The organism is Candidatus Rokuibacteriota bacterium (genome assembly GCA_030647435.1).
GTDB lineage: Bacteria > Methylomirabilota > Methylomirabilia > Rokubacteriales > CSP1-6 > AR37.
This window is the reverse complement of sequence record JAUSJX010000108.1, coordinates 1-22,109: the sequence shown is the minus strand read 5'-3', so window position 1 is coordinate 22,109 and position 22,109 is coordinate 1. Positions and strand designations below refer to the sequence as shown.

Below are 22,109 nucleotides of genomic sequence, written 5' to 3'. Positions count from 1 at the left end.
GGGCTGGAAACGGCTTACGGCGAACCTACACGGGCACGAAGCTGGAAACGGCGGACACAGCCAAGGGGAGCCTACGGAGCTTTGCGCCAGTCCTCGACCCTACTCAAGACCGCTAAGGCCCTCGGGCACACTCCAGCGCATTCCAGCGCACTTCAGTGGTCCAGGGCGCCGCGATCCCTTCCTTCCAGATCCAACTGGAACGCGCCTTACTGACCCGCTCCTGTCTTCTTCTTCGGGCTCCGGTTTGACTTGTCCCGCGCGCTCTGACAGGATCGGCGCCAGGTGGGAGGGGGGTTTATCCGCGCTGTGCCAAGCCAAGCGCCTGGGCCTCGGGGGGCCATGAACGAGAGGTACTGACACCTGGCCACCGTGACGTGCCCGTGGGCGAGATCATCGTGCGCGGGCCCAACGTCATGCGCGGCTACAACAACCTGCCCCAGGCCACGGCGGAAGCGATGCGCTCCGGCTTCTATCACACGGGAGACCTCGGGACGCTCGACGCCGACGGGTTTGTCTACGTCCTCGACCGGCTGAAGGACATGATCATCAGCGGCGGTTACAACATCTACCCGAAGGAGATCGAGGACGTGCTGTACACACACCCGGCGGTGGTGGAGGCGGCCGTGGTGGGCGTGCCGCACGAGGCGAAGGGCGAGGTGCCCCGCGCGTACGTGGTGTTGAAGGAAGGCGCGGCGGCGGCGCCCGACGAGATCCTCGCCTACCTTCGCGGACAGCGTGCGGCCTACAAGCTGCCCACGTCGGTGGGGGTCATCGCGGCCATTCCGAAGACAGGGTCCGGCAAGATCCGGCGTGTGGAGCTGCGCGATCGCGCGGCGGCCAAGGAGGAGTGAGGGTGCACAGTGATCTGAAGGAGCTCGTGATGCCGCTGGGAGACCTGATCCGCAAGCAAGCGGCGCGCTACGGATCGAAGATGCTCTTCGAATGCCATGGCGTTCGGCGTAGCTACGCGGAGTTCGACGAGCGCACCACGCGCCTGGCCGGAGGTCTGCAGACCCTCGGCGTGCGCCCGGGCGACAAGGTCGCCTGCTACATGCCGAACGCCATCGAGCTGCTCGAGGCGTACTACGCCACCTCCAAGGCGGGAGCGGTGACGGTGTTCCTCAACGCCATGCTCACGGCGCGCGAGATCCGGTTCGTCCTCCAGGACTCCGAATCGAAGGTGATTTTCACCGCACCCGGACTCCTGCCCAACGTGCAGGAAGTCCGGCCCGACGCCGGGCACCTGGAGACGATCGTGGTCCAGGGTGGGACGCCACCGCCGGACACGGTTCGCTTCGACGATGTCTTGGAGGGCGGCCCCTACCGCGACGTGCCGGTGAAGACGGAGGACGTCGCCTGGCTCGGCTACACGTCCGGCACCACGGGCCGGCCCAAGGGGGCGATCCTCACGCACCTCGGCGCCACGCACGTGGGCGCCACCGTCGCGGACCGGTTCGGCTACCGAGAGGACGACATCGTCCTCTGCGCGCTGCCGCTCTTCCATTCCTACGCGGTGAACAGCTGCATGATCCAGGTCATGATGGCGGGCGCCGGCCAGGTGATCTTGGAGCGGTTCACGCCGGACGGTGTCCTGCAGGCGATTCAGGACCACCGGATCACCGTCTTCCCCGGCGTGCCCACCATGTTCAATTACCTCGTGAACTTCCCGGACCGGGCCAAGTACGATCTGATATCGTTGCGCATCGCCAAGTCGGCCGGCGCCGTGCTGCCCGCCAAGCTCATGCACGATTTCGAGACGCTGTACGGTGTACCGCTCGTGGACGGCTACGGGATCACCGAAGCTCACTCGTTCGTGACGCTGAACGATCCCAGGGGAAAGCGGCCGGACGGCTCCTGCGGAAAGGCGATCGAAGGCGTGGACGTGCGCATCGTGGACGGGCAGGACCGCGATGTGCCGGCGGGCGAGCGCGGCGAGCTGATCTTCCGCGGCCCCAACCTTCCGCTGGGCTACGTCAACGGACCCGAGGCCACCGCCGAGGCGCTGCGGGGCGGCTGGTACCACAGCGGCGACGTGGCGTACATGGACGCCGAGGGCTACGTCTACATCGTGGACCGCATCAAGGACACGATCATCTGCGGCGGCTACAACATCTACCCGAAGGAAGTGGAAGACGTGATTTACGCCCACCCCGCCGTGCTGGACGTTGCGGTGGTAGGCGTGGCCGACGAGGCAAAGGGTGAGATCCCCAAGGCGTGCGTCGTCCTGAAGCCGGAGGCCACAGTCACCGCCGGGGATTTGGAAGCGTACTGCCGGCAGAATCTCGCCGCCTACAAGGTCCCCCGCGTCATCGAGTTCATGGACGCCATTCCCAAGACGGCGTCCGGCAAGACCAAGCGATTCCTGCTACGGCAGCGGGCCTGACCGCCGGGCGGCGCGGATCGCCTCGCCGGTGATCGGCAGGTCGGTGAGGCGCACACCGGTGGCGCCGCACCGCGCGCCGGCTGAGCGGCAGGCCCTCCGCCTCCTGCAGCTTCTCGGTGAGGTGGCAGTCGTTCAGCCCGGCGTAGGGGCCTTGCACGAGCGGGGCCGCCCGCACGCCGAGCCCCACGCACCCGTGGCGCCACGCCACCCCCTACGCACCCCGAGCCGGGGGGTGACATTTTTACGGAACAGCGACAGCCGCTGGCCACGTCCTGCCGGTGATCAATAGAAGTGTCATCCCTAACTGCTTCGTGAAAATGTCATCCCCCTATGGAGACCTTCACGATGAGCAGGAAGGAAGCCCCGCGCCCGGGTCTGCTGAAAGCCGCGTTGGCCGGCCGCATCACAAACACGGAAGGAGCGAGTGCGTTGGAACTGTCGGTGCGCCGATTCCAGCGTCTCAAGCAGCGCTTTCATGCTGACGGCGTGGCGAGCGTGCCCCATGGCCTGCGCGGGCGCCTCACCGACGATGAGGAGGGCGTCGGACGTGACGGGCCCGGGCACTAGACGCGCAGCGGGTCCAGGCGGCCCGCCAGGACGAGCAGACTCTCCAAAAGGTAGTAGCTTCCCACGATGAACTCGCAGCGGTTCGCGCGGTCGTGGGGCCGAGCATCCGCGCGTTTGTTGAAGCACGCCTCGGTGAGGATGCCCGGTACGCGCCGGTCACCGGAGTGCGTGGGCGTAACATAGCGCTCTACGAGCGCCCGCGCCGTCGCCTCCGCCGCCTCGCGGTAGCGCAGGCGCTCCGCCTCCGACGGGGCGACGCGGGCGAGCTTAAGGAGGGCCGCCAGGGCGATCGAGGTGGCGGCGGTGTCGCGCTCGGCATTCGGGATGGCGGGGTCATCGAAATCCCAGAAGGCCACGCGGTCCGCCGGAACATGGGCGAGCCACCAGTCGGCGCCGCGCACGGCCGCCGCCATCCACGCCTCTCGCTGGCGGTCGGCCAGCCAGCTCTGCGTCGAGAACAGCGTCCCCCACGCCTGCGCCCGGCCCCACGTGCTCGTGTCGCTCGAGCCCTTGTGCGTATAGTGGCGGACAAGGCGACCCGTGGCCGCGTCGAGCGAGCTGGACTGGATGAACGAGCCATCGAGCCGGAGGTGGAGATGGATGATCGTCTCCGCATGGTTCGCCGCGACCTCGCGGAGCTCGGCGTCGCCCGTCGCGCCGGCCGCCCAGAACAGCAACGGCGCCGCTTGCAGGCTGTCGATGCTCGTCTCGGTGTTCCCGATGTGCGCGCCCTCTTCGGCCTGCGTGCCCAGCGGGACGAGCTTGAGCGTGGGCGAGTAGAGGCGCTGCGCCAGGTGTCGTGCCGTCTCGATCGCGATCTCCCGCGGCCCCGGCGCATCGTGGAGGATCGCGCCGAGCGCGGCCCCGTAGTACGCGGGAAACGACTTGAACACGGTCTTCGCGGCGATCCTCGGACGCAGCCGCTCGGCGAGCGGCGCCGCCCAGGCGGCGTAGCGCGCGTCGCCCGTCGCCGCCGCCGCGAGCCAGAGCATGCCGATCCAATAGCCCCCGGTCCAGTCGCCGTCGGGCGTCGTGGTCCACCGGCCCGTTTCGGGATCGGCCCAGTGCGGGAAACCCTCGTTCACGCGGGCCGCCGTGTCCTGCGCGCGCGCGAGCATCCGTTCGATCGCCTGGCTCCATGGGGCATGGGTCGTCATCGGGTTACGCCCCGTAGTCCAAAGGTTCCGAGAGGAGGGGCTGCCGTATCCGGACCTGCTCCAGCACCTCGGGCCCGACTCGATCCAGAAATCCTCTCCAGTCGTCCACGCCGAAGACCCAGCGCTCGAGCCAGGCGCGGTTTCCCTCGACGGTGCGGGTCTCGTCGTGAAAGCGCCGAAAGAAGTCGTGGTAGCGACGGTAGTAGCCCTGGACCGGCGAGGGGAAGGCCCCGAACGGCTGGTGCACGACCGCGACAACCTTGGTCTCGGGAGTCAGCACGAGCCCGGGGTCGCTCAGGATCCGCTCGCGCGGCCAGATCTCTTCGGCCACGACGATGACCTGACGAGCGGCTAGGGCCGCCTCGCGGGTGACGCCGAGGGTACCCCAGACATGGGCCCGGCCGTCCTCGTCGGCGCGCTGCACGTGAAGGACGGCCACATCCGGGACCAGAGCCGGCACCAGCACCAGCGGCGCCCCTGACCACGGATCGGCGGCCTCCTTGAAGGTCGGGTTGGAGTGCAGGAGGTCCGTTCCCAGGAGCGACCGAGTCGGCAGGTACGGGACATCGAGCGCTCCGGCATGGAGCGCCAGAGCGATGGTCAGGTTCGAGTGATCCTGGACCTCGACGGGCACCGGCACCGCGTGTTCCACGGCCCGCCGATAGTTGTGGCCGAGGCCCGCGCTGACGTTGCCGACCCACGCGGCGATGATACGCCGCACGCATCCGGCCCCGACCAGTTGATCGAAGAGGATGTCGGAGATGGGCCCGATGAGGGTGAGGTCCCGACGCCGCTGGCGGATCAACTCGTGCCCGGCGGCAAAGGGGATGAGTGCCTCGATCCCGGTATTGAGACAGACGGAGGTGCCGTCGGGGATGAAGCGGGTGACGGCCTCTCGCATGGTAGTGAGCTTTGACCCGGGCACCCCCCATTCTACCGCGCTGTCGCCCGTCGTCGGCGGCGTGATGTCGGCTCTCATCGGAACTCGCCGTCCTCATTGAGAGGGTGGAGGGTTTGGCCTAGGCGGGATGGCGCTGACAATGTAAGATCTGCGCCACGCGGAGAGATCATGGACCTCAAGCTCAACGATAAGGTCGTGCTGGTCACCGGAGCCGGACAAGGTCTGGGACGGGGCATCGGCCTCGCCTTCGCCCGGGAGGGGGCCCGCGTGGCCTTTCACTACCGCTCGTCGGCCGAAGGCGCCGAAGCCGGGGCCGCCGAGGCCCGCGCGCTGGGCGTGAAGACGATGGTCGTCGGCGCCGACCTTCGCAGCGACGGCGCCGTGGCCGACGCCGTCGAGCGGGTCGAGTCCGAGCTGGGCGCTATCGACGTGCTCGTCAACAACGCGGCCGCGACGCAGCGCAAGCCCTTCCTCGAATCCACCTCCGAGGACTGGGCGCCACAGGTGGACGTGACGGTGACCGGTACGCTCCGCGTGACCCACGCCGTGGCCGGCCGCATGGCGGCGCGGCGCTCGGGCGCCATCGTGAACCTCATGGGCGACTCCGGGCGCGTAGGGGAGTCCGGCCTGCTCGTCACCGCGACCGCGCGCGCCTCGACAGTCGGCCTGACGAAGTCGCTCGCCCGAGAGCTCGCGCGCTACGGCATCCGCGCGAACTGCGTATCGATCGCCCTCGTGCAGACCGAGAACCTCGGGGCGCACGCTGGCGGCGCCGACGAGGAGCGCATGAAGAAGCTCCTGGCGCAGTACCCCTTGCGGCGACTCGGCCGTCCCGAGGACGTCACCGCGATGGTCCTGCTGCTGGCCTCGCCGCTGTCGAGCTGGACCACCGGCCAGGTGGTGTCGGTCAACGGCGGCTACGCCATGGTCTGAGGCCCGGGCCGTCCCCTGATGGCCAGCGTCGTCCCTCCCGGATCCCCGAGCGTGTTCGGGGCCCGCATCCTCCGGAAGGAAGACGCGCGCCTCGTCAGCGGGCGGGGACGGTACGTGAGCGACATCGAGCTGCCGCGCATGCTGCACGTCGCCTTCGTGCGCAGCGTCCACGCCCACGCCAGCATCCGGCGCATCGACGCGGCGCCCGCGGCGGCGCTGGCTGGAATCGTGAGCGTGGTGACGGGCGATGACCCCGTCTTCGCACGTCACCGGCTGCGAGCGCGGTCGGCGCTGCCGGGCTACGTCGAGACCGAGCAGCCGCTCCTCGCCTGGCCGAAAGCGCGCTATTCCGGCGAGGCGGTGGCCGTCGTCGTCGCCGTCGATCGCTACGTGGCCGAGGATGGCGCCGCGCTCGTGACCGTCGACTCCGAGCCCCTGCCGGCGGTGGTGGATGTTGTCGAGGCGCGTGGCAGTGTCGCGATCGTGCACGATGGGGCGCCCGACAACGTGCTCCTGTCCCGCCGGTTCGACAACGGCGACGTGGAGACGGCCCTGGCGACCTCAGCCGTGGTGGTCGAGCGGACGTTCCGCACGAACCGGCAGACGGCGGCTCCGCTGGAAGGGCGCGGCGGCGTCGCGGATTGGAACGCCGCGGACGGCAAGCTCACGCTGTGGTCGGGCACCCAGGTGCCGCACCTGGCGCGCCACGGTCTCGCGGAGATCCTCGGCCTGCCCGAGAATCGCATCAGGATCGTGGCCCCGGACGTCGGCGGAGGCTTCGGGCTGAAGGGGATTCTCTATCCCGAGGACGTCGTCCTGTGCCTGCTGGCCATGCGTCTCGGCCGACCCGTCAAGTGGGTCGAGGAGCGACGGGAAGGGTTTCTGGCGGGAGCGCACGCCCGTGACCACCACTATGCGGTGCGGGCCGGGTTCGATCCCGGCGGTCGTCTGCTCGCTCTCGACGTGCGGGTGACCTGCAACGCCGGCGCCTACTCCGTCTATCCCTGGACCGCCGGCATCGAGGCGCTCATGGCCGGTGGGCTCTTCGTTGGGCCCTACAAGCTCACGCACTATCGCTGCGAGGTGGCCGCGGTGGCGACGAACACCGCACCCGCGGGCCCGTACCGCGGTGTAGCCCGACCAGCCACCACGTTCGTGATGGAGCGTGTGCTGGATCTCGGCGCTCAGACGCTCGGGCTCGACCCCGTGCAGATCCGGCGCATCAATCTGGTCGGCCCCGGCGATCTGCCGTACACGTCGGCCACTCGGCTGGTCCACGACAGCCCGAGCTACCCCGTGTGCTTCGAGAAGGTGATCGAGGCGATCGGGTACGAGGCGTTCCGGGTCGAGCAGGCCCGCCTCCGGCGGGAGGGACGCTGCGTGGGCATCGGATTCGCCAACTACAACGAGCTGACCGGCCTCGGCCAAGCCGCCTCGGCCGGACCCCGCATGCCGTTCCGCACCGGCCACGAGGGCGCGACCGTGCGGATGGATCCGTCGGGTGCCGTGACCGTGCTGGCCGGCGTCACCTCCCAGGGGCAGGGATTGGAGACGACGGTCGCCCAGGTCGTGGCCTCGGAGCTGGGGGTGCCGTTTCAGTCGGTGACGGTGATCCTGGGCGACACCGATGCCACGCCGTTCGGCTTCGGGGCGTTCGCATCGCGCCAGGCCGTGATCGGCGGCGGCGCCGCCATCCGTGCGGCGCGGGCGGTGCGGGACAAGGCCATCCGTATCGCCGCGCACCTCCTCGAGGTCGCACCCGAGGATCTCGATGTGGCCGGGGGCGAGGTGATCGTCAAGGGCGTTCCGAACCGCGCGATCCCGCTGGCTGAGGTGGCGAGGGTCGCCTACCTCGAAACTCACCGACTTCCCTCCGGTGTCGAGCCCGGCCTCGAAGCCACCCGGTTCTACGATCCCATACGCGGAACGTTCGCCGCCGGGTCGCAGGGGGCGGTGGTCGAGGTCGATCCCGAGACCGGGATTCTCGTGATCCACCGCTACGTCTGCGTCGAGGATACCGGGCGAATGATCAACCCGCTCATCGTCGAAGGGCAGGTCCAGGGCGCCATTGCGCAGGGCATCGGCGGCGCCCTCTCCGAGCACGTGATCTACGATTCCGCAGGGCAGCTCCTGACCGGCACCCTGATGGAGTACGCTCTGCCGACGGCCGCCACGGTTCCACCGCTCGAGCTCGGCCACATCGAAGAGCCGGCGGACAATCTGGCCGGGGTGCGAGGTGTCGGCGAGGGTGGCACGTTGGGACCCGCGGCCGTGCTCGCCAACGCGGTGGCCGATGCGCTGGCGCCCTTGGGGATCGAGCCGAACGAGCTGCCCCTGACTCCCGCGCGCGTGTGGGCCTTGTGCGCCTCCAGACGACCCGCACGATCGCCGTCGCCCGATTGACACGGGGGAGGCCCGTCGAGTACCCTCGGCGCGATGCAGATGAGGTGTCCCCCGCTGGCTGTGGTGTTCGTGGGTCTGTTCGTGATCGCGCTCGGCGAAACCGCGGGCGCAGTCATCTCACAACTTCGCCCGCAGGTCGTGCGCTACGCCCAGGCGCGCGTCGCGGCGAATCCGCAGCGTCACGGCCTCGCCGGCTCCGCCGAATACGACGCCGAGGTCACGGCGCGGGCCGTCTACTCCGCTGAGGCGGGTCTGTCGTTCTTTCACACCCACGCGCAGGGGCTGGGACCGCTCGTGATCTTTGCGAGCACGGTCGCGGCGAGTGTCGTTCCATGGCGGCGGGCCCGCGGCGCGCTCTACCTGCTCTTCTCCCTCGGCGCGCTCTTCCCGCTGGGTTATCTCGCGTATTCGCTGGCGGTGCTCGAGTGGGGGCGGGACGCCGGCATCGAGACCGTGGAGCGCTACGTCCTGGCGCCGCTGGGCAGCGCGGCCATCGTCGGGCTCGTCGCGCTGGCTGTGCTGATGGTGGCGGGCCACCGTCGAGGGCAGACGGTGTGACGGGACCCGGCTCCGCGGTCTGGCGCCTGCCGCCGCTCGGCTCGCTCCTGGCCGCCATTCTCCTGATCGCGTGCGCCGAAGTGGGGGGCGCGTCCATGGTGAAGTTCAAGCTGGAGCTGACGCGCTGGGCCCGCGCCGCCGTTTTAGCGCGGCCCGCGGTGCACGGGCTCGTCGGGGTGCGCGACGTCGACGAGCAGGTCATCGACGAGGCGCTGGTGAAGTTCGATGCCGGCCTCCGGCTCTTCCACCTGCACGCAGAGGGGATGGGGCTGGTCGTCATCGCCACGACCATGACCGCCGCCACGCTGGTCCATTCCGACTCGAGCCGGCGGGCCCTCATCGCGCTGTTCACCGTCGGCGGCGCCGGGTACCCTTTCGGGTACCTGCTCTGGAGTGTCTTGATCCCCTACTACGGCATCCAGGGGGGCAAGGCGGTCGCCGAGTGGCTCGTGTGGATCCCCTTCGGAGGAGCGACGATCGTGGCCGCTTGGTGGCTCGTGGCGCTGCTCGGCGCGCGGCTCTTCCGGCGGGCATGATGCGGCTCGCTCGCGCCCGCCCGCGCTTCCGGCCCGCCCTCCTGGCGGTGGTCTTCGTTGCCATCGCCGGGCGCCAGGCAGCGGCCCATCACGTCGGCGCGTACGTCCCGGGTGACAACGAGATCTCGGCCAACTTCAAACAGATCAAGTTTTCGATCCAGGCCGGGAGATTCGACGTAGCGCGGCGCCTCTTCGAGCCTGGCGCCGTCCGGGCCGAGATGCGCGCGCTGGCCGCGCGCCTGCCGGCAGGGCTGGAGGAGGCGACCCGTGCCGCGCTCGGCGCGGGCGACGGGCTTCGGGCCGAGCGCTGCCTCATGGTGTTTTTCGCCGCGCTCAGCCGGGACCTCGCCCTCGAGGCCGACCGCCGGCTCGCCGGTACGACGGAGGCCGCCGCGGCCCGGGTGGCGGCCGGGCAGAAGTTCCTCGAGGCGATCTGGCGGTACTACAACCTCGTTGACTTTGCCGTCAGCCAGTACGACCCTAAGGCCGCGGTGGCCGTCCGCCTGGCGTTCGACGAGGCGGAAGGCTACGCTCGGGGCGGAACCTCCGCGGGCGGCAAGCCCTGGCCGAAGTCGGGACCGGTGACGGGACGCGCGGTGCAGGCGCCCGACCCCGAGAAGATGCGCGAGCCGCTCCAGCGGATGGCGCGGACCCTGTCCGGGCTGATCGACACGTCCATGACGGCCAAGCCCAAAGCAGCCATGCCCAAAGCAGTCATACAATGATGCGCGGCTCACCCCAAAGGAGGGACTCATGAGGATCAGGACGGTGATCGCGGTGCTCGGGTCGTGCGCGCTGCTGGCGGGGATGACTGCGCCGGCGGCCGCCCAGAAGGTCGTCAAGATCGGCGACCTCGGCTCGAAGGTCGGCGTGTTCGAGGGCTACGGGAAATACCAGTCCATGGCGATCCAGCTTGCCGTCGAAGAGTTGAACGCCAAGGGTGGTGTGCTCGGCCACAAGGTCGAGATCATCTCCGAGGACGACGAGACCAAGCCCGGCCCCGCGGTACGCAAGGCCGAGAAGCTCATCCTGCAGGACGACGTCAAGCTCCTCGTCGGGGCCGTGTCCAGCGGCGCGACGATGGCGGTGATGGACGTGACGAAGAAGCACAAGGTTATCCACTGGAACTCCGTCTCGTGCGCCGAGTTCATGCGGACCACGAAGTTCCACAAGTACTACTTCTCGAACCAGCCCGACTCGCGCATGCAGGCCACCGGGCTCGCCAAGTACATGGTCGACAAGATGGGCAAGCGCGTCTACATCTTCTACACCGACTACGCGATGGGGCAGTCCGACGGCCGGCAGTTCAAGACGGCGCTCGAGAAGCTGGGGGGCGAGGTGGTCGGTGTGGCGGGGGCGCCGCTGGACACCAAGGACTTCAGCCCGTGGTTCGGCGCGATCAACCAGAGCAACCCCGAGGTGCTCTTCCTCGCCTTCGCCGGCACGGACTCGCTTCGCCTCATGACGCAGCTCCACTCCTTCGGCATGACCAAGAAGTACAAGCTGGCGGGCATCGACTGCTTCCTGCTGCAGCAGGACCTGCCGGCGATCGCCGAGCCCATGGAGGGCTTCGTCCAGCTCGCGCACTACTCCGCGTACAACCCGGATCCGAACATGCAGGCCTTCAACGCCAAGTTCAAGAAGAAGTACGGCGTGGACGCCAACATCATGGCCGGGGCCTATGACGCGGTGCTGTTCTGGGCGGCGGCAGTGGAGAAAGTGAAGAGCTTCGACGCCGACAAGGTGGCGGAGGCGCAGGAGGGCATGTGCCTCGACAACACCCACATCGGCCGGCAGTGCATCCGGAAGGAAGACCACCAGGTCGTCATGGACATGCACCTCTATCAGGTGAAGGGCGGCAAGAACCTGCCCATCGCGGTGCTCGCGGGCAAGGACACCATCGGCGAGCCGATGGTGGGCAAAGATCCCCTGGAAGGATTCACGTGGGAGATCAAGAAGAAGAACTAGCCAGACGGCTGAAAAAGGACCATCTGCTTCGTTGGCACCGACGGCCGCACGCTCGACGTAGGGAGACTACGCCTCGCGTGCGGCCGTCGGGCGCCGCCTCGCATCTGGACCTTTTTGAGCCGCCTGGGAGGAGTTGACGTTTGGAGTATCTCAGCGGGGTCCTGCTGCCGCAGCTCCTGCACGGCGTGGTCTTCGGCGCCGCGCTGGGGCTGCTGGCGCTGGGCCTGACGGTGATCTTCGGGCTCCTCGGCGTGATGAACTTCGCACACGGGGAGCTCTACATGTTCGGCGCCTACGCCGGGATCGTCGTGATCGCGCTGACCGGCTCGTTCTGGGTCGCCCTCGTTGCGGCGCCGCTCCTCGTCGCGGCCGTCGGCGCCCTCACCGAGGTCGCCACGCTCCGCCCACTGTACCGGCGCGAGCCGCTCCACGGGCTGATCATGACCTTCGGCCTGGCGTTGATCTTCCGCGAGGGCGCGCGCCAGCTCTTCGGCGGCAACATGCGCCGGATCCTGCCGCCCATCGAGGGCTCGATCCCGCTCCTCGGCATGACCTATCCGAAGTACCGGCTCTTCCTGCTCGCCATCTCGTCGATCCTTCTGCTGGCCATCTGGCTCTTCTTCACCCGGACCCGCGCCGGCATCGTCGTCCGCGCCGCCGTCCAGGATGCCGAGATGCTCGACGGCCTCGGCGTCAACGTGCCGCGCGTCTTCACGCTGACCTTCGCCGGCTCGGCGGCCCTCGCCGCCACGGCAGGCCTGTTGCTGGCGCCGGTGTTCACCGTGTATCCCCAGATGGGCGTCGAAATGATCCTGCTCGCCTTCATTGTCGTGATCCTGGGGGGGATGGGCTCGCTGGGCGGCTCGGTCGTCGCCGCGTTCGTGATCGGCATCGCCCAGAGCCTACTGACGCTCTGGATGAACCCGCAGCGCGTGGCCATCGCCATCTTCGGGATCATGATCGTGGTCCTGGTCGTCCGGCCGCGCGGCTTCTTCGGCCGCGAAGGTGTCCTTGAGTAAGGTCCTGTCCTGGCGGGGGTGGCTCGTCTTCGCCGCGCTGGCGGCGCTGCCACTGGCCCCGTGGATGTCGAAGTACTACATGCTGCTGGCCTTCGACGCGCTCCTCTTCGGCGCGGTCGCCATGAGCCTCGACCTCCTGATGGGCTACACGGGCCTGGTCTCCTTCGGCCACGCTGCGTTCTTCGGCCTCGGCGCCTACGCGACGGCCGTGCTGCTCGAGCGCGGCGTTCTCTCCCTCTGGCTCTGCCTGGGCGTAGCAGCCGTCGCGGTCGGCGCCTACGCGCTCACGGTCAGCTACTTCGCCACGGCCCGCCGCGGGATCTACTTCGCGCTCCTCACGTTGATCTTCGCCGAGGTGATCTACACGTTCTTCCGCTACACGCAGACCCTCGGCGGCTCCGACGGCATCCAGGGCCTGCCGCCGTTCGAGGTGGCCCCGGGCCTCGCCATCGACGCGCCGGCGCGGCTCTACTACCTCGTCGTCGCGTACCTCCTGCTCGCCTACCTCACGTGCCGCGTCATCGTCCGCTCCCATTTCGGCCAGGTGCTCGTCGCCATCCGCGAGAATGAGGACCGGGCGCGCTTCCTCGGCTACAACGTGCAGCGCTACAAGATGGGGGCCTGCCTGATCTCGGCGGTCCTGACCGGTCTCGCCGGCGCGCTCTACCCGGGCCGCGCAGCCTACGCCACGCCCGATCTGCTGCACTGGAGCATCTCGGGCGAGTTCCTCATCATGGTCATGATCGGCGGCCTCGGGACCCTCGTCGGCCCCATCATCGGCGGCGTGTTCTTCACCGTGCTCCAGGAGAAGGTGTCGTCGTACGTGCAGTGGTACAACATCGTAGTCGGGCTCGTACTGGTCCTGATCGTGCTCTTCGTGCCGCGCGGGCTCCTGGGCTTGCGCTCTGCGCTGCGGCGGCGGTCCGGCCGGGAGGCCGCCGGATGAGCGCTTGCGCGAAGAAGCCCGACCGGCACGCGATGTCTTCCACCGGGAAGGCAGTCAGGTGACCGGCCAGACGATGCTCGAGGTCCAGGATGTGTCGAAGAACTTCGGCGCGCTCGCCGCCCTGGCCGGCGTCAGCCTCGCGGTGAGGGAGGGCGAGGTGTTCTCCGTCATCGGGCCCAACGGGGCGGGGAAGTCGACACTCTTCAACGTGATCAGCGGCCTGCACGTGCCGAGCGCCGGCCGCATCATCCTGAGGGGCGAGGAGGTCACGGGGCTCGGGCCGGAGGTCATCAACCGGCGGGGCCTCGCGAAGACGTTCCAGATCACGAACATCTTCCCCGGGATCTCCGTATACGACAACGTGCGCGTGGCCGCTCAGTCGCGGGCGTCCGTCTCGGGCCGCCTGCCGTCCCTCTGGCGGCGGCCGGATGTCGAGGGGCCCGTCATGGAGCTCCTGGGCGCGTTCGGCCTCACCGCCCGGCGCGACGATCTCGCGCTGAGCCTCTCCCACGGCGAGCAGCGTTACCTCGAGATCTGCCTCGCGCTCGCGACCGATCCCGCGCTCCTGCTCCTCGACGAGCCGACCGCGGGGATGACGCCGGGGGAAACGAAGGACGCGACCGCGCTGATCCGGCGGATCGCGCAGAGCCGCAGCCTCACCGTCCTGCTCATCGAGCACGACATGAGCGTCGTGATGGGGATCTCCGACCGGATCGCCGTGCTCCACTTCGGGGAGAAGATCGCCGAGGGGCCTCCGGAGGCCATCCGCAGCGACCCGCGCGTGCTCGAGGCGTACCTGGGCGGCGCCGAGGATTGACGAGCCTAGACGTATGAGCGCCGCGGGAGCGGTCAGTGTGGTGGGGGGGTCTGGGGGAGGAGCGGCGCCGCTCCCCCCCAGAGCAAATTAACCCGTGCTCCGCATCCGGGATCTCCACGCGGGCTACGGCGCCACGCCGATCCTCTTCGGGGTCTCCCTCGAGGTTCAGGAGGGGGAGGCGGTGGCGCTCCTCGGCAAGAACGGGATGGGTAAGAGCACGCTCATGAAAACCGCCATGGGGTTCATCAAGCCCACCCGCGGGGCCATCGAGTTCGAGGGCAGGGACCTGACACGGATGACGCCGCACGAGATCGCGCGGCGGGGCGTCGGCTTCGTGCCGGAGAACCGGCGGATCTTTCCCGGCCTCACCGTGCGGGAGAACCTGGAGCTGGGCCTCTCGGCCGTGCCCCATCGCTCGGGGGCGCTGCGCCGGGAGCGCCTCGAGGAGGTCTTCGGGCACTTTCCCCGGTTGCGCGAGCGCATCGACCAGCATGCCAAGACGCTGTCCGGCGGCGAGCAGCAGATGCTCGCCATCGCGCGCGTGATGATGGCGGGGGCGCGGCTCATCCTGATGGACGAGCCTACGCAGGGGCTCGCGCCCGCGCTCATCAGGCACATCCGGGACATGATCCGCGAGATGAAGCGGCTCCGCATCACCGTCCTCCTCGTCGAGCAGAACGCCCGCGTGGCGTTGAGCGTCTGCGACCGCGGCTACATCATGGAGAAGGGGTCCATCGTATTCCAGGGGCTTTCGGCGGAGCTCCGAGACAGCCCGGTGACCCGTGAGAAGCTGGGCGTCTAGTACGTTGCTCGGCGGAACCCGCCGCGGCTCCCTGCTGCGCGTGGGACTGGCCATCGCGCTCTTCGCCGGCGTGCTCTGGACCCTTCCCACACGGCGGCCCGGGGAGGACGGCGGCCACCACCGTGATCATGGCGTCGTTCTCGACGCCTTCGAGAAGGCGGGCATTACCGAGTTCACGGGAGGTCAGCGGGGGCCCGCCTTCCGGCTCCGCACGTTCCCCGGCGAGGGCCACGCGTCGCTCGACGAGTTCAAGCACAACCTCCTGATCCTGAATTTCTGGGCGACGTGGTGCACGCCGTGCACCATCGAGATGCCGACGCTCGAGATGCTCTGGCAGGAGTACCGGGCGCGCGGTCTGATGGTCCTCGGGGTGTCGGTGGACCGGGGCGCACCCCGCGCACTCCTCGAGCCGTACATCACGCACCAGCGGCTCACGTTCCCGATCCTGCTCGACCCCGACCTCAAGACGGCCGGGGCGTGGCGCGTGACGAGCCTGCCGGCCACGTTTATCGTCAGGCCCGGCGGCGAGGTGGTCGGCAGGGCGGCGGGCGCCCGTGAATGGAACAGCGCCGAGATGCGCGCCCTGCTGGAGACGCTGCTGCCGGTCGCCCAGGTGAGCGCGGTCTCCCGGACGGGCCTCCGGCCCGCTCTTGCCTTGACAGGTCCGGGGCCCTCTTCTACTCTCGGCCCTGTGGTGACGCACGCGGATTCGCGCCGACATCGCTGATGGCCTCCCGCTACCTCGAGCCCGAGATCGAGCGGCGTTCGCGCGCCATGATGACCCGCTGGCAGTCGCAGCGCCTGCGCGAGCAGGTGCGGCACGCGGCGGCGCACAGCCCCTTCTACCGGCGCAAGCTCAAGGCCGCGGGCGTGAAGCCTGCGCTCATCCGGACGATCGCTGATCTGGAGCGCCTGCCCTTCACCACCAAGGACGAGCTGAAGGAGAACCAGGCGGCCAAGCCGCCCTGGGGCGACGTGCTCGCCGTCCCGCTCGCCGAGGTCCTCCGGGTGCATCTGACCTCGGCCACGACGGGGCGCCCCCTCGCGTTCCTCGACACGCGGGAGGACTGGCACGGGTTCTATCACTCCTACGCGCGCTCGCTCTACGCATACGGCGTGCGGAAGACCGACATGGTGATGGCCGCCTTCTCCTACGGGCCGTGGATCGGGTACTGGAGCGGCTTCTACGCGGCGCAGGACCTGGGCTGCCTCGTGTTCCCCGTCGGCGGCCTCTCGACCGACCAGCGCATGGACGCGCTCCTCAACTATCCGATCACAGTGCTCGGCTGCACGCCCTCCTACGCCCTGTTCCTCGCCGAGCACGCGGCGAAGAAGGGCATCGACCTCGCCAAGGACACCAAGATCCGGATCACGTGGCATACGGGCGAGCCCGGCGCCTCCATTCCCGCAACCAAGGCCCGAATCGAACGGGCCTTCGGCGCCCGGGCCTACGACCTGCCCGGGCTCACCGAGATCGCCGCGTGGGGCTTCGAGTGCGACGCGCGCGCGGGGCTGACGCACGTCCACGAGGATTACTGCTATCCCGAGGTGCTCGACCCGCAGGACCGGCCCGTGGGACCCGGCGGGCGCGGCGAGCTGGTCTTTACGAGCCTCTACCGCAAAGCCATGCCTCTCATCCGCTACCGCACGCGCGACATTGTGCAGGTCGCGGACCGCCGGTGTCCCTGCGGGAGGACGCTGATTGCCTTCGAAGGTGGGGTGCTCGCCCGGCTCGACGACATGAAGAAGGTTCGCGGGATCATCGTTTACCCGCGGCGGATCGAGGAGCTCGTGCGGCCTCACACGGCGGTCGACGAGTTCCAGATCGTGTTCCGGCGCCAGGCAGGGCTCGACGAGATCGTCGTTCGCATCGACCCTTCGCCGTCGTTGTCGCTCGCTGAGCGTACCGGGTTGAGGGCGCGGCTCGAGGAGAGCCTGCACACGGGGTTGGGGCTGCGGGCCACCGTGGAGATCACCGAGCCCGGGGCGCTCCCGCGCTGGGATCACAAGGCCAAGCGCGTGAGGGACGAGCGCACCGAAGTGCCTTTCTAAAGGAGGTTTTGTGAAAGCGGCGTTCTTCAAGGAGCACGGTGGAGCGGACAAGATCCTCTACGACGACTATCGCGATCCGGCGCCGGCGGCCGGCGAGGTGGTCGTCCGGGTGGGCGCCTGCGCGCTCAACCAGGTCGACATGCTGCTGCTCGACGGCCGGTTCCCGCCGCCCGAGGGACTGCCGCACGTCAACGGCTGCGAGGTCACCGGCACGGTGGAGACGGTGGGCGCCGGGGTCACAGGGATGGCGTCAGGTCGCCGGGTGATCATCTTCCCCGGCTTCGCCTGCGGGAGCTGTGAGTACTGCCTGCGGGGTGCGCGCACGGTGTGCGTCCGCTACGGCTATCTCGGCGCCCACAAGGACGGCGGCTACGCCGAGCTCTGCAAGGCGCCGGCCGCCAACATCCTGCCCCTCCCCGACCCGATCTCGTTCGAGGCGGGCGCGGCGGTGCCGCTCGCCATGCTGACGTCGTGGCACGCGCTCGTCGCTCAGGTCGGGCTCCGGGCCGGCCAGACCGTGCTCGTGCAGGCGGCGGGGAGCGGCGTCGGGAGCGCCGCGATCCAGATCGCCCGCCTCTGCGGCGCGCGCGTCATGAGCACCGTGGGGTCCGACGACAAGATCGAGTTCGCCCGATCGCTCGGCGCCGACCACGTCGTGAACTACCGGAGGCAGGACTTCGTCGAAGAAGCGAAGCGGTGGACCGGGAAGCGCGGCGTCGACGTCGTGGTCGAGCACATCGGTGGTGAGACTTTCGAGCGGAGCATCTACGCGCTCGGCCGCCTGGGCACGCTCGTCACCATCGGCTCCCACGATACACATTGGGGGCGCCTTGACCTGCGCCACGTCTACTCCAAGAATCTGAGGGTCGTCGGCACAAACCTGGGCTCCATCCTGGAATTGCAGACCGTTCTCGAGCATCTGGTGGACGGCCGCCTGAAGCCTGTGATCGATCGCGTCTTTCCGCTCAAGGACGCGCGGGCCGCGGTCCAGCGCGTGTTGGATCGGAAAAATATGGGCAAGGTGCTCCTCGTCCCGTGACCCTCGCCCGGCTCCTCGATCGCGCGGCCCTGCGATACCCGGAGGCTCCGGCCGTGGTGGACGGTGCGCGCCGACTGACGTACGCCGAGCTCGCGAGCCAGGCCGCGGCGCTCGGCCGCGGTCTCGCGGACCTCGGCATCGCCAAGGGCGACCGCGTGCTGATCGCGCTCAAGAACCGCCTCGAGCACGTGCTCGTGTACTGGGCGCTCCAGCGCATAGGGGGCGTGCCGACACCCGTGAACTTCAGGCTCTCGGCGCGGGAGTTGCGCTATGTGCTCGAGGACTGCGGCGCCCGTGTCTCGCTGTTCGAGCCGGCGACGGCGGCGGGGATGCTCGAGGCGGCGGAGGGTTGGCAGGGACGACTGGTGTCCGTCGGCGAGGAGGCGCCGGCCGGCGCGATCCCCTTCGCGGATGTCTTGGGCTCGGGGGGCTCGGGCGGAGCGCCGCTGGATCGCGACGTGCGCGAGAACGATCTCTCCCTCATCCTCTATACCTCGGGGACGACCGGCCGGCCCAAGGGCGTGCCGAGGACGCACCGGAATCACCACGCCGGTGCGCTCGCCCAGGTGATCCAGTGCGGCTACCAGTGGGGCGAGCGCACGCTCGGGGTCATGCCGCTCTATCACACCATGGGCATCCACTCGCTCACGAGCATGGCCGCGGTCAACGGCTCGTTCATCTGCCAAGCGGACTGGAGCGCGGACGCGGCCCTGTCGCTCATCGAGGCGGAGCGGGTGACGGCCTTGTACCTCATCCCGACCCTATATCACGACCTGGTTCACGCGGCGGGGTTCTCGAGCGAGAAGGTGTCCACGGTGACGAAGCTCGCGTACGCGGGCGCCCCGATGCTGGCCACCCTCACCAAAGCGTGCGTGAAGGCCTTCCACCCGAAAGTGTTCGTGAACCACTACGGGTCGACGGAGATCTACACCTTCTCGGTCTTCCCCGACGTCCACACCAAGCCGGGCTGCGCCGGACGCCCCGGCATCCATTCGGCGCTGCGCGTGGTCGAGGCGAGCAGGGAGCGACGCGTCGGCCCCGACGAGACCGTGCCTGCGGGCCGGAAGGGCGAGATCATCGCCAGCCTCGACTCCGACGAAGCGTTCGCCGGCTACTGGAAGCGGCCGGACGCGGATGCGAGCGCGCTCCGGGAGGGCTGGTACTTCACGGGCGACATGGGCTACCTCGATGAAGCCGGCGATCTCTTCGTCTCCGGGCGCGTCGACGACATGATCATCAGCGGGGGGGAGAACATTCACCCGGTGGAGGTGGAGGAGGTCCTGGCGCGGCATCCTGAGGTGCGGGACGTCGCGGTCGTCGGCCTACCCGATGACAAGTGGGGCGAGCGCGTGGTAGCCTTCGTCGTGCCCCGGGAGGCGGGGCTGGACGCGACCGCGCTCGACCGCTACTGCCTCGAGAGCCCCGATCTCGCGAACTTCAAGCGGCCGCGGCGGATCGTCTTCGTCGAGGAAATCCCCAAGACGGCCTCGGGCAAGATCCTCCGCCGACTGTTGCGGGATGGACACTACAGGGAGGCTTCCACATGAGCGAGTTCTTGCGAGTCGAGCGCACTGGTCCCACCGCCACCGTGTGGATCGACCGGCAGCCGAAGATGAACACCATGACGGTCGCCATGCGCAACGAGTTCCCCGGTATCTTCAGCGGGCTCGAGGCCGACGAGGGCGTCCGGGTGATCGTGGTGCGCGGCGCGGGGGGCAAGGCCTTCAGCGCCGGCGGCGACGTCGCGGAGTTCCTGACCCTGGCGCCGGCCGACCTCGAGCTGTGGGGCGACACGCTGACCGCGGCGGAGCGCTGCCGGAAGCCCGTCATCGCGGCCGTCGACGGCTATGCCATGGGGGCCGGCCTCGAGCTGGCCGTGGCCTGCGATTTTCGCATCGCGACGCTCCGGTCGGAGTTCGCCTTCCCCGAGGTCCGGCTCGGCATGATTCCGGGAAGCGGCGGGACCCAGCGGGCGCTCCGGCTGATGGGCATGACGCGCGCCAAGCTCTTCATGATGACGGGCCAGCGCATCCCGGCCGAGCGCGCCGAGGCGTGGGGCCTCATCACGCAGGCGGTGGCGAACGATAAGCTCGATGAAGCGGTGAATTCGCTTGCCGGGGAGCTGGCCGAACGGGCGCCGCTTGCCCTCCGGACGCTGAAGATGGTGATCAACCGGGGGGCCGAGGCGCCGCTGGAGACGGCGCTCGAGCTGGAGCGGAAAGCGTACGCGTGGCTGCGGTCGACCAACGACTACGCCGAGGGCGTCACGTCGTTCCTCGAGAAGCGCCCGCCGAAGTACACGGGGCGGTGAGCTGACCATGGGCTTCATGGACCTGCGGGAGTGGCTCGCGATGCTCGAGAAGCAAGGCGGCCTGCGGCGGATCGCGGCGGCCGTCGACTGGGACCGCGAGATAGGAGCCATCGCGCGGCGCGTGCTCGAGAAGAAAGGGCCCGCCCTCGTGTTCGAGAACGTCATCGGATATGAGAAAGGGCGGTGCACCAAACTCTTCACCGGGGGGCTCGGGAGCCGGGGGAGGCTGGCGCTGGCGCTCGGCTTCCCACCGGACGCCTCGAACTCGGACCTGGTCCAGTACGTGATGAAGAAGAACCGGGAGACGGTGCCGCCTCGACTCGTCGGGACGGGCCCGGTGAAGGACGTCATCCTCCGCGGCGCCGAGGTGGACCAGACGGAGTTTCCCATCCCCAAGTGGCACCACCTCGAGGGCGGCCGGTACATCCACACGTTCTCGGGCATCGTCACTCGCGACCCAGAGACGCGGGTCATGAACGTGGGCATCTACCGCGGCATGATCGGGACGAAGAACACCACGCCGTTCCTCCTGATCAAGGGCGGCCAGCACTGGGGCCAGCACTTCCTCAAGTACAGCGCGCGCGGCGAGCCCATGCCCGTGGCCTGCGTCATCGGCTGGGATCCGATCATGCCGTTCCTCGCCGGCTCGCCGATCCCGGCCGGTGTCTGCGAGTGGGACGTCATGGGCGGTTACCGCGGGGAGCCGGCGGAGCTCGTCCGCTGCGAGACCGTCGATCTCGAGGTCCCCGCCACCGCTGAGATCGTGATCGAGGGCTTCATCAGCGACGATCCGGCGACCTACGAGATGGAAGGGCCCTTCGGCGAGTTCACCGGCTACGTCTCAGACATCCCGACACCGAGACCCACGATGCAGATCACCTGCATCACGCATCGGCGCGACCCGATCTTCCGGGGGTGCCTCGAGGGCACGCTGCCCGGCTCGTACAGCGAGAACAGCGTGATGTCCTCAGTCCAGCGGGCGGCCATCGCCTGGAACATCCTGAATGGGGCCGGCATCCCGGGCATCCGCGACGTCGTCGTCCCGCCGATCACGAACGGCGTGAACATCTGCGTCCAGATCAAGAAGGCCTACCAGGGCCAGCCCAAGCAGATCGCCGCCGCCCTCTGGGGCAACGCTGCCGCCCAGTTCCGATACAAGCACGTGACCGTGGTCGAGGAGGACATCGACCCGTCCTCGTACGAGCAGGTCGACTGGGCCTTCGCGCATCGGGTGAACGCCGGCGAAGACGGCATCGTCGTGTTTCCCGGCATCTTCGGCTCGCCGATCGACCCCAGCACGCCGTTCGCCGACCGCGACGTGGGCCAGCTCGGCACCGGTCTCTGGAACCGTGTCCTCATCGACGCCACCCGCTCGTGGAGGTTCGAGCGGCGACCCGAGTGGGGGAACGAGCGCTTCCCGCCCACCGTGCGCCCGGCACCCGACGATGAGGCACGCGTCCGCGAGCGATGGAAGGAGTATGGTCTCGGCGATCTGTGACCGCGCGGAGGTGAGGATAGCCAACACTAGCCCCCTCCGGCAGCGGTTGCCTCGTCCGCGGGCCCTCTTCCGGTGACATATTGAGTTTTGCGTAAGTAATAGAACGGTGTGACAATATGGGTCATGAGACCCATAGGATCCGCAGCGAGTCTGGAGAAGCGTCGTCGTCGTGCAGTGGAGATGTCGAAGGAAGGAAGAGGGATTCGGGAGATCGCACGC

Annotated in this window: 21 protein-coding genes; 19 read left to right on the top strand and 2 right to left on the bottom strand. The window is 68.9% G+C overall.

Annotated elements, in window-relative coordinates; all coding sequences use genetic code 11:
- Positions 1-380 precede the first annotated feature (380 nt).
- From Q7W02_19330 to Q7W02_19320, 3 genes are all read left to right on the top strand, one after another.
- Entirely contained in the window at positions 381-851 is a 471-nt protein-coding gene (locus Q7W02_19330) for an AMP-binding protein (GenBank protein ID MDO8478306.1), read from the top strand.
- A 2-nt stretch (positions 852-853) separates the two neighbouring features.
- A complete protein-coding gene (locus Q7W02_19325) occupies positions 854-2,383 on the top strand; it encodes a long-chain fatty acid--CoA ligase (GenBank protein ID MDO8478305.1) in 1,530 nt (509 codons plus the stop codon).
- 330 nt (positions 2,384-2,713) lie between these two features.
- The gene (locus Q7W02_19320; GenBank protein ID MDO8478304.1) at positions 2,714-2,950 is read left to right on the top strand and encodes a hypothetical protein; all 237 of its coding nucleotides are present in this window, start codon (positions 2,714-2,716) and stop codon (positions 2,948-2,950) included.
- Here Q7W02_19320 and Q7W02_19315 read toward each other — a convergent pair.
- Both Q7W02_19315 and Q7W02_19310 read right to left on the bottom strand, forming a co-directional pair.
- Positions 2,947-4,068, bottom strand: coding sequence for a glycosyl hydrolase (locus Q7W02_19315; protein ID MDO8478303.1), 1,122 nt, complete (start codon positions 4,066-4,068; stop codon positions 2,947-2,949). The two genes, Q7W02_19320 and Q7W02_19315, sit on opposite strands and share 4 nt — an antisense overlap.
- A 43-nt stretch (positions 4,069-4,111) precedes the next feature.
- Positions 4,112-5,086 (bottom strand): CoA-transferase, encoded by a 975-nt coding sequence (locus tag Q7W02_19310; protein ID MDO8478302.1) that lies wholly within the window; start codon positions 5,084-5,086, stop codon positions 4,112-4,114.
- 90 nt (positions 5,087-5,176) lie between these two features.
- Between Q7W02_19310 and Q7W02_19305 the strand changes: the two genes are divergently transcribed.
- The 16 genes from Q7W02_19305 to Q7W02_19230 all read left to right on the top strand — a co-directional run bounded on the left by Q7W02_19305 (position 5,177) and on the right by Q7W02_19230 (position 21,890).
- Positions 5,177-5,941: an SDR family oxidoreductase gene (locus Q7W02_19305; protein MDO8478301.1), complete on the top strand. Its 765-nt coding sequence runs from the start codon at positions 5,177-5,179 to the stop codon at positions 5,939-5,941.
- A 51-nt stretch (positions 5,942-5,992) separates the two neighbouring features.
- Complete coding sequence (locus tag Q7W02_19300; protein ID MDO8478300.1) at positions 5,993-8,344, top strand: xanthine dehydrogenase family protein molybdopterin-binding subunit; 2,352 nt, start codon at positions 5,993-5,995, stop codon at positions 8,342-8,344.
- A 39-nt stretch (positions 8,345-8,383) separates the two neighbouring features.
- The gene (locus tag Q7W02_19295) at positions 8,384-8,902 is read left to right on the top strand and encodes a hypothetical protein (protein ID MDO8478299.1); all 519 of its coding nucleotides are present in this window, start codon (positions 8,384-8,386) and stop codon (positions 8,900-8,902) included.
- Positions 8,899-9,438, top strand: a complete 540-nt coding sequence (locus Q7W02_19290; GenBank protein MDO8478298.1) for a hypothetical protein — start codon at positions 8,899-8,901, stop codon at positions 9,436-9,438. The genes Q7W02_19295 and Q7W02_19290 overlap by 4 nt, the downstream gene beginning before the upstream one ends.
- Positions 9,435-10,163, top strand: coding sequence for a hypothetical protein (locus tag Q7W02_19285; GenBank protein ID MDO8478297.1), 729 nt, complete (start codon positions 9,435-9,437; stop codon positions 10,161-10,163). The genes Q7W02_19290 and Q7W02_19285 overlap by 4 nt, the downstream gene beginning before the upstream one ends.
- 28 nt (positions 10,164-10,191) lie before the next feature.
- A complete protein-coding gene (locus Q7W02_19280; protein ID MDO8478296.1) occupies positions 10,192-11,406 on the top strand; it encodes an ABC transporter substrate-binding protein in 1,215 nt (404 codons plus the stop codon).
- A gap of 140 nt (positions 11,407-11,546) precedes the next feature.
- Entirely contained in the window at positions 11,547-12,425 is an 879-nt protein-coding gene (locus Q7W02_19275; GenBank protein MDO8478295.1) for a branched-chain amino acid ABC transporter permease, read from the top strand.
- Positions 12,418-13,371: a branched-chain amino acid ABC transporter permease gene (locus Q7W02_19270; protein MDO8478294.1), complete on the top strand. Its 954-nt coding sequence runs from the start codon at positions 12,418-12,420 to the stop codon at positions 13,369-13,371. Before Q7W02_19275 ends, Q7W02_19270 begins: the two co-directional genes overlap by 8 nt.
- 58 nt (positions 13,372-13,429) lie before the next feature.
- Positions 13,430-14,188 (top strand): ABC transporter ATP-binding protein, encoded by a 759-nt coding sequence (locus Q7W02_19265; GenBank protein MDO8478293.1) that lies wholly within the window; start codon positions 13,430-13,432, stop codon positions 14,186-14,188.
- Positions 14,189-14,282: 94 nt separating this feature from the next.
- Entirely contained in the window at positions 14,283-14,990 is a 708-nt protein-coding gene (locus tag Q7W02_19260; GenBank protein MDO8478292.1) for an ABC transporter ATP-binding protein, read from the top strand.
- 4 nt (positions 14,991-14,994) lie between these two features.
- Positions 14,995-15,717 carry a TlpA disulfide reductase family protein gene (locus Q7W02_19255; GenBank protein ID MDO8478291.1) on the top strand — a complete coding sequence of 241 codons (723 nt, stop codon included), beginning with the start codon at positions 14,995-14,997 and terminating at the stop codon, positions 15,715-15,717.
- Positions 15,717-17,042 carry an AMP-binding protein gene (locus Q7W02_19250; GenBank protein MDO8478290.1) on the top strand — a complete coding sequence of 442 codons (1,326 nt, stop codon included), beginning with the start codon at positions 15,717-15,719 and terminating at the stop codon, positions 17,040-17,042. The genes Q7W02_19255 and Q7W02_19250 overlap by 1 nt, the downstream gene beginning before the upstream one ends.
- A 10-nt stretch (positions 17,043-17,052) precedes the next feature.
- Positions 17,053-18,081 carry a zinc-binding dehydrogenase gene (locus Q7W02_19245; GenBank protein ID MDO8478289.1) on the top strand — a complete coding sequence of 343 codons (1,029 nt, stop codon included), beginning with the start codon at positions 17,053-17,055 and terminating at the stop codon, positions 18,079-18,081.
- The gene (locus Q7W02_19240; GenBank protein ID MDO8478288.1) at positions 18,078-19,628 is read left to right on the top strand and encodes an AMP-binding protein; all 1,551 of its coding nucleotides are present in this window, start codon (positions 18,078-18,080) and stop codon (positions 19,626-19,628) included. Before Q7W02_19245 ends, Q7W02_19240 begins: the two co-directional genes overlap by 4 nt.
- Positions 19,625-20,392, top strand: coding sequence for an enoyl-CoA hydratase/isomerase family protein (locus Q7W02_19235; protein ID MDO8478287.1), 768 nt, complete (start codon positions 19,625-19,627; stop codon positions 20,390-20,392). The genes Q7W02_19240 and Q7W02_19235 overlap by 4 nt, the downstream gene beginning before the upstream one ends.
- Positions 20,393-20,399: 7 nt before the next feature.
- Positions 20,400-21,890: a UbiD family decarboxylase gene (locus Q7W02_19230; GenBank protein MDO8478286.1), complete on the top strand. Its 1,491-nt coding sequence runs from the start codon at positions 20,400-20,402 to the stop codon at positions 21,888-21,890.
- Positions 21,891-22,109 lie beyond the last annotated feature (219 nt).